Below are 11,168 nucleotides of genomic sequence, written 5' to 3'. Positions count from 1 at the left end.
CCCCTATCGGTCCTGCACTGCGGACATGAAATCGATCAAAGCCCGGAACTGTTCTTCCGAGCACTGCATGCACATGCCCATGGGCGGCATGCCCTTGTAGCCGTTGATGCTGTGGTCCAGCAGGGTGTCGATGCCCTGCGCCAGGCGTGGTGCCCAGGCGGCGGCATCGCCGGTCAGCGGCGCGCCGGAGGCGGGATTGGCGTGACAGAGCTTGCAACTGGCGGAATACACCTGCGCCAACGCAGGGTCCGCAGGGACACGCTGGGAATCGGCGGCCCGCGCCGGCGGCTCCGTGGATTCTCCGCAGGCCACCAGCATCAGGCCCAGGGCAAGCAGCAACCCCGGGCGGCAAAGGCGCGAGTTGCCCGGTCCGGGGCGGAGCGTGGACGACATGGTGTTCCTCTCTCGTTGCGCACGGCGTGCGTTCTCGTCGAACAACACTAAGGCCGCGACGCCCCGAGGATGAGGGCAATGCGGGCCAGCGACGGGGGGTTCTGCGGCCAGCCCTTTCGCACCGCGCGATGGCGGTCTAGAGTCGATGTCTGCAGCAGCGTCGAGGAGCCGGCATGAGCAGCGCAGCACAGCGCCAGAACTACACCTTCTTCCATTCCCTGCGGGTTCGCTGGGCGGAGGTCGATCCGCAGGGCATCGTCTTCAACGGCAACTACCTGACCTATCTAGACGTCGCCACCACCGAGTACTACCGCCAGCTCGGCATGTCCTACCCGGCCGACCTGCTGCGCGGCGGAGGCGACCTGTTCGCGGTGAAGAGCACCCTGGAATACCGCGCCCCGGCGCATTTCGACGACTGGCTGGACATCGGCACCCGCGTGGCGCGGCTGGGGCGCAGCAGCCTGGTTTTCGAGCTGGGCATCTGGCGCGACGAGCAGCTGCTCACCGTCGGCGAGCTGGTCTACGTCTATGCGGATGCGAACGAGCGACAGAGCCAGCCCGTACCGGACTGGCTGCGCGAGAAGATCAGGGCGTTCGAGCGACAGTCGCCAGTGGAGTCAGGGACTCACGCCGAGTAGCTGGGAGAGCCGCGCGCGGTCGGCGGCATAGGTTCTTTCCGCCTCTTCGCGGGCCTTCTGGAAGCGCCCGATCTCACCCTGCAGGCGCTTTTCCTCCTGCTTGAGATCGTCCAGCTGGTCCACCAGCGCCTGCGCCACCGGACGTCCGGCACGCTCCTGGTTGGCCGCCTGGCCTTGCAGGTTGGCCTGTTGCAGCTTGAGCGACTGCAGGTTGCCGCGCGCCACGCTGCTCAGCCCGTCCAGTTCCGCCAGGCGCCGTTCGCGAGCGCGGTCGACGTCCTCGAGGCTGGAATACAGGCGCAGCAGCTGCGCATCGGAGCTGGCCTGGGCCTGGGCCGCCTTGCGCTGCCGCAGTTCCTCGGCGGTCGGCGCCGGCGGTACGGTGCGGATCACCCGGCCCTGGTCGTTGAGGACCTGGTAGCCCTTGCCGATGTACTGCGGCGGCACACCCTGGCGGTCGAGCACCACCACGCCCTTGTCGTTGACGTAGCGGTAAAGCTCCACCGCTCCGCCCGGCGCCGCCTGGGCGCCGAAGGAAAGCCCCTGGAGCACCAGCCCCAGGGCCATCAGGCAACGCATTACATCCTGTCCGACCATGCCAGTCCCTTGTGAAAGGTTCAGATACCGTATTGGGCGCGATAGGCCTCTACCGCCGGCAGATGCTTCTTCAGTTCAGCATCTTCGGCAAGATATTCCAGCACCTGTTCCAGGGAAACGATGCTCACCACCGGCATGCCGAAGTCGCGCTCGACCTCCTGGATCGCCGACAGCTCGCCCTTGCCGCGCTCCTGGCGGTTCAGCGCGATCAGCACGCCCGCGGCCCTGGCGCCCTGGGCGTCGATGATCTGCATCACTTCGCGGATCGCGGTGCCGGCGGTGATCACGTCGTCGATGATCAGCACCCGGCCGCTCAGCGGCGCGCCGACCAGCGTGCCGCCTTCGCCGTGGTCCTTGGCTTCCTTGCGGTTGAAGCACCAGGGCAGGTCGCGCTGGTGCTGCTCGGCGAGGGCCACCGCGGTGGTGGCGGCCAGGGGAATGCCCTTGTAGGCCGGGCCGAACAGGACGTCGAAGTCGATTCCGCTGTCGATCACCGCCTCGGCGTAGAAGCGTCCCAGGCGGGCCAGCGCCAGGCCGCTGTCGAACAGGCCGGCATTGAAGAAATAGGGGCTGGTGCGCCCGGACTTGAGGGTGAACTCACCGAAGCGCAGAACCCCGCGCTCGATGGCGAAACGAATGAAATCGCGCTGATACGCCTGCATGAATGACACCAAGCCGCATGAATTTAGCTAAACCGTTTGAGCTCGGGTATCATACACGCACGTGATTTTGGGGGCCATTTATGCGGATCATCAGTGTGAACGTGAATGGTATTCAGGCTGCGGCCGAGCGCGGTTTGCTCAGTTGGCTGCAAGCACAGAATGCCGACGTGATCTGCTTGCAGGACACCCGAGCCTCCGCCTTCGATCTGGATGACCCGTCCTTCCAACTGGACGGCTACTTCCTTTATGCCTGCGATGCCGAGCTACCCGAACAGGGCGGTGTCGCACTCTACAGCCGTTTGCAGCCCAAAGCTGTGATCAGCGGCTTAGGTTTCGAAACGGCCGATCGTTACGGGCGCTACCTGCAAGCCGACTTCGACAAGGTGAGTATCGCCACCCTGCTGCTGCCTTCCGGGCAGAGCGGAGACGAGAGCTTGAACCAGAAATTCAAGTTCATGGACGACTTCACCCATTACTTGAGCAAGCAGCGTCGCAAGCGCCGCGAATACATCTACTGCGGCTCGCTGTACGTCGCCCATCAGAAGATGGATGTGAAGAACTGGCGCGAATGTCAGCAGATGCCGGGCTTCCTCGCGCCCGAACGGGCCTGGCTGGACGAAGTGTTCGGCAACCTCGGCTATGCCGACGCCCTGCGCGAAGTCAGCCGCGAAGGCGACCAGTTCAGCTGGTGGCCGGACAGCGAACAGGCCGAGATGCTCAACCTCGGCTGGCGCTTCGACTACCAGGTGCTGACCCCCGGCCTGCGCCGCTTCGTGCGCAACGCCAAGCTGCCGCGCCAGCCGCGCTTCTCCCAGCATGCGCCGCTGATCGTCGACTACGACTGGCAGTTGAGCATCTGAGCCCTGTCAGACACGAAAAAGCCGGCGCATGCGCCGGCTTTTCTATTCCACGTGCGGCCTACTTGATCAGCCGCAGGCAGAACGGATAGCGATAGGCCTTGCCTTCGTTGGCCTTGATGCCGGCGATGATGGTCAACACCAGCGCCGCCAGGCAGACCAGGCCGAGCAGGAAGAAGCCGATCACCACCAGCATCAGCAGGAAGCTGACGAACATCGCCAGCGCCACGGTGATCTGGAAGTTCAGCGCTTCCTTGCCCTGGGCGTCGACGAACGGATCGCTCTCGCGTTTGAGTTGCCAGACGATCAGCGGCCCGAGCAGGCTGCCGAAGGGAAACACCAGGCCGATGAACGCCGCGAAATGGCAGAACATCGCCCATTGCCGGGCTTCCTGGCCGGGGGTCACGGCGACCTCTTCGGATACATCGTTCATGTAGCGCTCCTTCTCCGGGGCCCGGCAGGCAGTGCCGGGCGTCTGCTCATTCGGCCAGCGCGGCGCGCTGAAGTTCGAACAGCTCCTGCATGCCCTGCTGGGCCAGTTCGAGCATGGCGCTCAGCTCGGCGGGACGGAACGGCGCGCCTTCGGCGGTTCCCTGCACCTCGATGAAGCCGCCGGCATCGGTCATCACTACGTTCAGGTCGGTTTCCGCGGCGGAATCCTCCAGGTAGTCCAGGTCGAGGACCGGCACGCCCTGGTAGATGCCCACGGAAACGGCGGCGACCATTTGCTTCAGCGGATTGCCCTTGAGCGCGCCACGCTTCTTCAGCACCGCCAGGGCGTCGATCAGCGCCACGGTGGCGCCGGTGATCGAGGCGGTGCGGGTGCCGCCGTCGGCCTGGATCACGTCGCAGTCGATGTACAGGGTGTTCTCGCCGAGCTTGCTGAGGTCCAGCGCCGCTCGCAGGGAGCGGCCGATCAGGCGCTGGATCTCCAGGGTACGACCGCCCTGCTTGCCGCGGCTGGCCTCGCGCTGGTTACGCTCGCCGGTGGAGCGCGGCAGCATGCCGTACTCGGCGGTCAGCCAACCCTGCCCCTGGCCCTTGAGGAAGCGCGGCACCCCGGACTCGGCGCTGACGGTGCAGATCACCTTGGTATCGCCGAACTCGATCAGCACCGAACCTTCTGCGTGCTTGGTGTAATGGCGGGTGATGCGGATCGGGCGCAGCTGGTCGGCGGCACGGCCACTGGGACGATTCATCGTGGATATCCTGTACTGAGAAAGCGGAATTGGCCGCCATTATAGAGGCCAGCCCGGGCTCTCAACCACCGTCGGCGTGCGGGCCCCGCCGGACGTGGGTTACAATGCCCGGCTCGAATCACGGCAGCCGCGCGCGTCCGGCGCCGAACGCACTCCCCACACGACTATCGAGGTAGACCCATGGTGCACAGCATGACCGCCTTCGCCCGCGTCGAGCAGGCCGGTACCCACGGCACCCTGAGCTGGGAGCTGCGCTCGGTCAACCACCGTTACCTGGAGCCCCACCTGCGCCTGCCCGACGCCTTCCGCGACCTCGAAGGCGCGGTGCGCGAGGCGCTGCGCCAGGGCCTGTCGCGTGGCAAGGTGGAATGCACCCTGCGCTTCGCCGAGGAAACCGCCGGCAAGAGCCTGCAGGTCGACCAGGAGCGCGCCCGCCAACTGGTCGCCGCCGCCGAAGGCGTAGCCGCCCTGATCCGCCAGCCGGCGCCTCTCGATCCGCTCGCCGTGCTGGCCTGGCCCGGCGTACTGGTGGCCGACTCGGCCGATCCGCAGGCGCTCAACGCCGCCGCCCTGGAAGCCTTCGGCCAGGCCCTGGAGCAACTCAAGGCCGGCCGCTCGCGCGAAGGCCAGGAGCTGGCGAAGCTGCTCAACGATCGGCTCGACGCGATGCTGGTGGAAGTCGGCAACCTGCGCGAACTGGTGCCAACCATGCTGGCCAACCAGCGGCAGAAGATCCTCGACCGCTTCGCCGAACTCAAGGCCGAACTCGATCCGCAGCGCCTGGAGCAGGAACTGGTCCTGCTGGCGCAGAAGAGCGATGTCGCCGAGGAACTGGACCGCCTCGCCACCCACGTCGGCGAGGTCCGCCGGGTCCTCAAGGCCGGCGGCGCCGCCGGTCGGCGCCTGGACTTCCTGATGCAGGAACTCAACCGGGAAGCCAACACTCTAGGCTCCAAGGCGTTCGACCCGCGCTCGACCCAGGCGGCGGTCAACCTCAAGGTCCTGATCGAGCAGATGCGCGAGCAGGTCCAGAACATCGAATGACCGGCGGGCGCCTCCGCCCGATCTCTTTCCAACCCGTACGAAGCACCAGGAACACCTCATGTCCGGCACCCTGTACATCGTTTCCGCTCCCTCCGGCGCCGGCAAGACCAGCCTGGTGAAGGCCCTGCTCGACGCCGCCCCCGAGGTCCGCGTGTCCGTCTCCCATACCACCCGCGGCATGCGTCCGGGCGAGGTGGACGGGGTCAACTACCACTTCACCAGCCGCGAGGAATTCCTCGCCATGCTCGAACGCAACGAGTTCCTCGAGCACGCCGAAGTCTTCGGCAACCTCTACGGCACCTCGCAGCGCTGGGTCGAGAAAACCCTCGCCGAAGGCCTCGACCTGATCCTCGAGATCGACTGGCAGGGCGCCCAGCAGGTGCGCCGGCTGATGCCCGAGGCCCAATCGATCTTCATCCTCCCGCCGAGCCAGGAAGCCCTGCGCCAGCGCCTGACCAACCGCGGCCAGGACAGCGACGAGGTGATCGAGCGGCGCATGCGCGAAGCCGTCAGCGAAATGAGCCACTACGTGGAGTACGATCACCTGGTGATCAACGACGATTTCGCCCACGCCCTGGACGACCTCAAGGCGATCTTCCGCGCCCGCCAGTTGCGCCAGGACGCCCAGCAGCAACGCCACGCCGAACTGCTCGGTCGTCTGCTCGCCTAAATCGGCTCTTCCATAAAGATTGGCGATTTTTTAGACTATTCAGTCCGCCCGGCAAACGTCGGGCTCACTTTTCGTTACGAGGAACACCATGGCCCGCGTCACCGTTGAAGACTGCCTGGACAACGTCGATAACCGTTTCGAGCTGGTCATGCTCGCCACCAAGCGCGCCCGTCAGCTGGCTACCGGCGGCAAGGAGCCGAAAGTGGCCTGGGAAAACGACAAGCCGACCGTCGTCGCCCTGCGCGAGATCGCTTCCGGCCTGGTCGATGAGAACGTCGTCCAGCAGGAAGACATCGTCGAGGACGAACCGCTGTTCGCAGCGTTCGACGACGAGGCCAACACCGAGGCCCTGTAAGCCATGGCCTCGGCTCGACGTCGCCTGCGAGCGCCGCAACCCGCCTACGGGCAGGGGGTGAACCCTTGCCGGGCATAGACGCCTTCGCCGACAGACTGTCGAGCTACCTCGGGCCGGACCAGGTCAACCTGGTCCGCCGCGCCTACTACTACGCCGAGCAGGCCCACGACGGGCAACGCCGCCGCAGCGGCGAGCCGTACGTGACCCACCCGCTGGCGGTCTCCAACATCCTCGCCGACATGCACATGGACCATCAGAGCCTGATGGCCGCGATGCTGCACGACGTGATCGAGGACACCGGCATCGCCAAGGAAGCGCTCACCGCGCAGTTCGGCGAGACGGTTTCGGAACTGGTCGACGGGGTCAGCAAGCTGACCCAGATGAACTTCGAGACCAAGGCCGAGGCCCAGGCCGAGAACTTCCAGAAGATGGCCATGGCCATGGCCCGCGATATCCGCGTGATCCTGGTCAAGCTGGCCGACCGCCTGCACAACATGCGCACCCTCGAGGTGCTGTCCGGCGAGAAGCGCCGGCGCATCGCCAAGGAAACCCTGGAAATCTACGCGCCCATCGCCAACCGCCTGGGCATGCACACCATGCGCGTGGAGTTCGAGGACCTCGGTTTCAAGGCCATGCACCCGATGCGCGCCGAGCGCATCCGCCAGGCGGTGAAGAAGGCCCGCGGCAACCGCCGCGAGATCGTCGGCAAGATCCAGGAGTCGCTGGTCAACTGCCTCGCCCGCGAAGGCATGGAAGGCCAGGTGATCGGCCGCGAGAAGCACCTCTACAGCATCTACCAGAAGATGCGCGGCAAGCGTAAGGCGTTCAACGAGATCATGGACGTCTACGCCTTCCGCATCATCGTCGACAAGGTCGATACCTGCTATCGCGTACTGGGCGCCGTGCACAGCCTGTACAAGCCGTTCCCCGGACGCTTCAAGGACTACATCGCGATTCCCAAGGCCAACGGCTACCAGTCGCTGCATACCACCCTGTTCGGCATGCACGGGGTGCCCATCGAGATCCAGATCCGTACCCGCGAGATGGAGGAGATGGCCAACCACGGGATCGCCGCGCACTGGCTGTACAAGTCCAACGACGAGACGCCCAAGGGCACCCATGCCCGCGCCCGGCAATGGGTGAAGGGCGTGCTGGAACTGCAGCAGCGCGCCGGCAACTCGCTGGAATTCATCGAGAACGTGAAGATCGACCTGTTCCCGGACGAGGTCTACGTGTTCACGCCCAAGGGCCGCATCATGGAACTGCCCAAGGGTTCCACCGCGGTCGACTTCGCCTACGCGGTGCACACCGACGTCGGCAACAGTTGCATCGCCTGCCGCATCAACCGCCGCCTGGCGCCGCTCTCCGAGCCGTTGCAGAGCGGCCAGACGGTGGAAATCGTCACCGCCCCGGGCGCCCGGCCGAACCCGGCCTGGCTGAGCTTCGTGGTCACCGGCAAGGCGCGCACCCATATTCGCCATGCGCTCAAGCTGCAACGCCGCTCCGAGTCGATCAACCTCGGCGAGCGCCTGCTGAACAAGACCCTCACCGGCTTCGACAGCCACCTCGAGAAGATTCCCCAGGAACGCATCCAGGCCGTGCTCGCCGAGTACCGCATGGAAGTCTTCGAGGACCTGCTGGAAGAGATCGGCCTGGGCAACCGCATGGCCTACGTGGTCGCCCGCCGCCTGCTGTCCAGCGAGGGCGAGGAAGCGCCGAGCGCCGAGGGTCCGCTGGCGATCCGCGGCACCGAAGGCCTGGTCCTGAGCTACGCCAAGTGCTGCACGCCGATTCCCGGCGACCCGATCGTCGGCCACCTGTCCGCCGGCAAGGGCATGGTGGTGCACCTGGAAAGCTGCAAGAACATCAGCGAAGTACGCCACAACCCGGAAAAATGCATCCAGCTCAGCTGGGCCAAGGATGTCACCGGCGAATTCAATGTCGAACTGCGCGTCGAGCTGGAGCACCAGCGTGGCCTGATCGCCCTGCTCGCCACCAGCGTCAACGCGGCCGACGGCAACATCGAGAAGATCAGCATGGACGAGCGCGACGGTCGCATCAGCGTGGTCCAGTTGGTCGTCAGCGTGCACGATCGCGTCCACCTGGCCCGCGTCATCAAGAAGCTGCGCGCCCTCAAGGGAGTGATCCGGATCACCCGCCTGCGCAGCTGACCCGCTTTTTCCTGTGTCATCCGGCGCCCCCGCGCCCACTCGATTTCAGCAAGGAGTTCCCATGACCAAGACCGTTATCCACACCGACAACGCCCCGGCCGCCATCGGCACCTACTCCCAGGCCATCAAGGCCGGCAATACCGTCTACGTGTCCGGGCAGATCCCGCTGGACCCGAAGACCATGGAACTGGTGGAGGGCTTCGAGGAGCAGACCGTCCAGGTGTTCGAGAACCTCAAGGCGGTGATCGAGGCTTCCGGCGGCTACCTGCACGACGTCGCCAAGCTGAACATCTTCCTCACCGACCTGTCGCACTTCGCCAAGGTCAACGAGATCATGGGCCGCTACTTCACCCAGCCCTACCCGGCGCGCGCCGCTATCGGCGTAGCCGCCCTGCCGAAGGGCGCACAGGTGGAAATGGACGCCATCGTCGTCCTCGAATAAGCCGGATGTTCGCGACGGGGCCCAAGGCCCCGTCGCTCTGCATGGAGTAGCACGATGCGCCGCGTGATTTTCCTCGCCGCAGCCGCCACCCTGCTGGCCGGCTGCGCCGGCACGGCCGATCCGTCCGGCACCTGGATCAACCAGGCCGCCATCGACGCCGCGAGCAAGGACGGCAAGCTGCGCGAGGCCCTGCTCGCCTATGGCCCGAACCTGGAGTGGAAGCTCGACAGCAAGGCAGGCGAAGCCACCTTCAGCAACGGCTTCGAACTGGGCGAAGGGACCCTGAGCAAGAGCGATGACGAGCACTGGAAGGTCGCCTTCTATGGCGACGACAACCAGGAGAGCCTCGAACTGGACGGCAAGGAGCTGATCCAGCAGGCCAGCGCCAACGGCCCGGAACAGCGTTTCCGCCGTCTCGACCCGCAACCCGCGGCCAACAGCCCTGCCGGCAGCGGTTTCGAGCGGGCCTTGTACGGCAGCTATCTGAAGGGCAGCTGGAAGATCCGCGAAGGCCAGGGCCAGGGCGGCAAGGTCGAGTTCCAGGCCAATGGCCTGGTCAGCGGTCTGCCCGGCGCCGAACGCTACGCGCTGTGCCTGGCCGGCGATTGCGCGGCGATGAGCGGCGACAACGACAGCATCTGGCTGCAACAAGGCAACCGCGGCCGCGAACTGCTGTTCAGCCTCGACGACGACGAGCTGCAACTGTTCGAAGCGGTCAATACCGCCGGCGCCAACGAGATGCCCAGCTACGTGCCCGGCAAGCGCGTCTGGCTGCTGGAGCGCTGACGCCTCTCAGAGGGCGGCCAGCACCAGCCAGCCGCCCAGCGCCAGCAGCAGGACGCCGCACAGCCGGTCCAGCGCACCTACCCGCCGTTGCAACCAGCCGCGCCAGCGCGGCCTGTCCAGCAGGCGCACCAGCGCCATGTCCCAGCACAGCACCGCCAGGCTCATCCACGCCAGGCACAGGGCCAGTGCCCAGCCCGGCAGGCTGAAGCGCGCCAGCACGCCGAACAGCCCCGCATAGAAGATCGGCAGCTTGGGATTCAGGCTGCTCGCCAGCAGGCCGTCGCGCAGCCCGCGCAGATAGCCGCCGCGGGACGGGACGTCGCGCTGCGCCGGCATTTCCAGTCGCCTCTGCGCAAGCAGCGCCTGGCCCGCCAGCCAGAGGAAGTACAGTCCGCCGAGCGCCTGCAGCCAGCGCAAGGCGCTGTGCGCCGAGTCCGGCACGCTGGCCAGCAGGCCGAGCACCAGCAGCATGCTCAGGAGGTTGGCCAGGGCGATGCCGGCGGCCACCCCGTCGGCCTGGCGCCGGCCGCGCAGCAGGGCGGCGCGTACCAACAGGAAGAAGTCCGGCCCCGGCGACAGCAGGGCAGCGAAATGGGTACTGGCGACAAGGACGAACGCGGCGAACATGAAGGCCCCTCGAAACGCGAAGGCCTCCAGTCTGTGCAGCGCGGCGGGCGCCGTATTGGAAAAAACTCAGGTCTTGGCGCTGCGCCGGAACTGCCCCGGAGTGACCCCGGTGAAACGCCGGAAGGTCGTGGAGAAGTGCGCCTGGTCGTAGAAGCCGAGGTGCTGGGCGAGTTCCGCCAGCGGCCGCTCTTCCAGCAACAGGCGCTTGGCCTGGCGCACCCGGCATTGCAGTTGGTAGGTATGCGGCGGCACGCCGTAGGCACGCCGGAAAGCCTCGATCAGGTGGCGCGGGTGGCGCTGCAGCAACTGCGCCAGCTGGTCCAGACCGAGCGCCTCGGTGGCATGCGCTTCCAGGTAATCGCGCAGGCGTGCGGTGGTTCCGCCGTCGCGGGGCGCCGCGGCCGCCGGGCGCAAGCCGCCGTGGCGCACGAAGACCTGTTCGAGCAAGGCCAGCAGGCGGCTTTCCAACCCCAATGCGTCGCTGCGCTGGAAGTCCTCGGCCAGTCGCGCCAGGCCAACCGCCACGCTGCCGTCGTCGGCCGGGTTCAGCTCGCCGAAGCCGCGCGGCAACTGTTTGCGGCCGAGCAGGCCGAGCAGGCGCGTTTCCTCGACATAGAGCATCCGGTAGACCAGCCGCTCGGATTCGGCGTGCCCGGTATGCGGCTCTTCCGGGTTCATCAGCGACAGGGTGCCGGCCGGCAGCGCATGGCGCCGCCCGCGGCACTGG

General features: G+C 66.4%; 15 protein-coding genes. 8 read left to right on the top strand and 7 right to left on the bottom strand.

Annotation, left to right across the window (positions count from 1 at the left end):
* Positions 1-3 precede the first annotated feature (3 nt).
* Positions 4-393: a c-type cytochrome gene (locus FFS27_RS20185; protein WP_021263177.1), complete on the bottom strand. Its 390-nt coding sequence runs from the start codon at positions 391-393 to the stop codon at positions 4-6.
* Positions 394-566: 173 nt separating this feature from the next.
* On the opposite strand from FFS27_RS20185, the gene FFS27_RS20180 reads away from it, so the two are divergent.
* Positions 567-1,031 (top strand): acyl-CoA thioesterase, encoded by a 465-nt coding sequence (locus FFS27_RS20180; RefSeq protein ID WP_003096582.1) that lies wholly within the window; start codon positions 567-569, stop codon positions 1,029-1,031.
* Here FFS27_RS20180 and FFS27_RS20175 read toward each other — a convergent pair.
* Together FFS27_RS20175 and pyrE are read right to left on the bottom strand one after the other, a co-directional pair.
* Entirely contained in the window at positions 1,011-1,628 is a 618-nt protein-coding gene (locus FFS27_RS20175) for a hypothetical protein (RefSeq protein WP_003136264.1), read from the bottom strand. The genes FFS27_RS20180 and FFS27_RS20175 overlap by 21 nt on opposite strands.
* 20 nt (positions 1,629-1,648) lie before the next feature.
* Positions 1,649-2,290 (bottom strand): orotate phosphoribosyltransferase, encoded by a 642-nt coding sequence (pyrE, locus tag FFS27_RS20170; RefSeq protein WP_003096586.1) that lies wholly within the window; start codon positions 2,288-2,290, stop codon positions 1,649-1,651.
* Positions 2,291-2,370: 80 nt separating this feature from the next.
* Between pyrE and FFS27_RS20165 the strand changes: the two genes are divergently transcribed.
* A complete protein-coding gene (locus FFS27_RS20165) occupies positions 2,371-3,150 on the top strand; it encodes an exodeoxyribonuclease III (protein ID WP_003098313.1) in 780 nt (259 codons plus the stop codon).
* Positions 3,151-3,208: 58 nt separating this feature from the next.
* Here FFS27_RS20165 and FFS27_RS20160 read toward each other — a convergent pair whose 3' ends face one another.
* Both FFS27_RS20160 and rph read right to left on the bottom strand, forming a co-directional pair.
* The gene (locus FFS27_RS20160; protein WP_003163084.1) at positions 3,209-3,580 is read right to left on the bottom strand and encodes a DUF4870 domain-containing protein; all 372 of its coding nucleotides are present in this window, start codon (positions 3,578-3,580) and stop codon (positions 3,209-3,211) included.
* Between the two features lie 46 nt (positions 3,581-3,626).
* Positions 3,627-4,346, bottom strand: a complete 720-nt coding sequence (gene rph, locus FFS27_RS20155) for a ribonuclease PH (protein WP_023101724.1) — start codon at positions 4,344-4,346, stop codon at positions 3,627-3,629.
* Positions 4,347-4,526: 180 nt separating this feature from the next.
* Here rph and FFS27_RS20150 point away from each other — a divergent pair, with 180 nt between their 5' ends.
* The 6 genes from FFS27_RS20150 to FFS27_RS20125 all read left to right on the top strand — a co-directional run bounded on the left by FFS27_RS20150 (position 4,527) and on the right by FFS27_RS20125 (position 9,814).
* The gene (locus FFS27_RS20150) at positions 4,527-5,390 is read left to right on the top strand and encodes a YicC/YloC family endoribonuclease (RefSeq protein WP_003096599.1); all 864 of its coding nucleotides are present in this window, start codon (positions 4,527-4,529) and stop codon (positions 5,388-5,390) included.
* Positions 5,391-5,448: 58 nt separating this feature from the next.
* Positions 5,449-6,060, top strand: coding sequence for a guanylate kinase (gmk, locus tag FFS27_RS20145; RefSeq protein ID WP_003098317.1), 612 nt, complete (start codon positions 5,449-5,451; stop codon positions 6,058-6,060).
* A gap of 88 nt (positions 6,061-6,148) precedes the next feature.
* Positions 6,149-6,415 carry a DNA-directed RNA polymerase subunit omega gene (gene rpoZ, locus FFS27_RS20140; RefSeq protein WP_003096602.1) on the top strand — a complete coding sequence of 89 codons (267 nt, stop codon included), beginning with the start codon at positions 6,149-6,151 and terminating at the stop codon, positions 6,413-6,415.
* A 65-nt stretch (positions 6,416-6,480) separates the two neighbouring features.
* Complete coding sequence (gene spoT, locus FFS27_RS20135) at positions 6,481-8,586, top strand: bifunctional GTP diphosphokinase/guanosine-3',5'-bis pyrophosphate 3'-pyrophosphohydrolase (RefSeq protein WP_003096603.1); 2,106 nt, start codon at positions 6,481-6,483, stop codon at positions 8,584-8,586.
* A gap of 61 nt (positions 8,587-8,647) precedes the next feature.
* A complete protein-coding gene (locus FFS27_RS20130) occupies positions 8,648-9,028 on the top strand; it encodes a RidA family protein (protein WP_003096609.1) in 381 nt (126 codons plus the stop codon).
* 54 nt (positions 9,029-9,082) lie between these two features.
* On the top strand, positions 9,083-9,814 hold the full coding sequence (locus FFS27_RS20125) for a hypothetical protein (RefSeq protein ID WP_003096611.1): 732 nt from the start codon (positions 9,083-9,085) through the stop codon (positions 9,812-9,814).
* A gap of 6 nt (positions 9,815-9,820) precedes the next feature.
* On the opposite strand, the gene FFS27_RS20120 is transcribed toward FFS27_RS20125, so the two are convergent.
* Entirely contained in the window at positions 9,821-10,441 is a 621-nt protein-coding gene (locus FFS27_RS20120; RefSeq protein WP_003096613.1) for a LysE family translocator, read from the bottom strand.
* Between the two features lie 66 nt (positions 10,442-10,507).
* Positions 10,508-11,168: helix-turn-helix transcriptional regulator (locus FFS27_RS20115; RefSeq protein WP_137952170.1), on the bottom strand; the 661-nt coding region annotated here is incomplete at its 5' end.

The organism is Pseudomonas sp. 2VD (genome assembly GCF_005503585.1).
Classification (GTDB): Bacteria; Pseudomonadota; Gammaproteobacteria; order Pseudomonadales; family Pseudomonadaceae; genus Pseudomonas; species Pseudomonas aeruginosa.
The sequence above is the reverse complement of the archived record's forward strand: the minus strand, read 5'-3'. Positions and strand labels throughout refer to the sequence as shown.

Bases quoted from the DNA above. Each gene is read 5' to 3' on its own strand.
- FFS27_RS20185 (WP_021263177.1), bottom strand. From the start codon at position 393: ATGTCGTCCACGCTCCGCCCCGGACCGGGCAACTCGCGCCTTTGCCGC.
- pyrE (WP_003096586.1), bottom strand. From the start codon at position 2,290: ATGCAGGCGTATCAGCGCGATTTCATTCGTTTCGCCATCGAGCGCGGG.
- FFS27_RS20130 (WP_003096609.1), top strand. From the start codon at position 8,648: ATGACCAAGACCGTTATCCACACCGACAACGCCCCGGCCGCCATCGGC.
- FFS27_RS20125 (WP_003096611.1), top strand. From the start codon at position 9,083: ATGCGCCGCGTGATTTTCCTCGCCGCAGCCGCCACCCTGCTGGCCGGC.
- rpoZ (WP_003096602.1), top strand. From the start codon at position 6,149: ATGGCCCGCGTCACCGTTGAAGACTGCCTGGACAACGTCGATAACCGT.
- FFS27_RS20180 (WP_003096582.1), top strand. From the start codon at position 567: ATGAGCAGCGCAGCACAGCGCCAGAACTACACCTTCTTCCATTCCCTG.
- FFS27_RS20165 (WP_003098313.1), top strand. From the start codon at position 2,371: ATGCGGATCATCAGTGTGAACGTGAATGGTATTCAGGCTGCGGCCGAG.
- FFS27_RS20120 (WP_003096613.1), bottom strand. From the start codon at position 10,441: ATGTTCGCCGCGTTCGTCCTTGTCGCCAGTACCCATTTCGCTGCCCTG.
- FFS27_RS20175 (WP_003136264.1), bottom strand. From the start codon at position 1,628: ATGGTCGGACAGGATGTAATGCGTTGCCTGATGGCCCTGGGGCTGGTG.
- FFS27_RS20150 (WP_003096599.1), top strand. From the start codon at position 4,527: ATGGTGCACAGCATGACCGCCTTCGCCCGCGTCGAGCAGGCCGGTACC.
- FFS27_RS20160 (WP_003163084.1), bottom strand. From the start codon at position 3,580: ATGAACGATGTATCCGAAGAGGTCGCCGTGACCCCCGGCCAGGAAGCC.
- gmk (WP_003098317.1), top strand. From the start codon at position 5,449: ATGTCCGGCACCCTGTACATCGTTTCCGCTCCCTCCGGCGCCGGCAAG.
- rph (WP_023101724.1), bottom strand. From the start codon at position 4,346: ATGAATCGTCCCAGTGGCCGTGCCGCCGACCAGCTGCGCCCGATCCGC.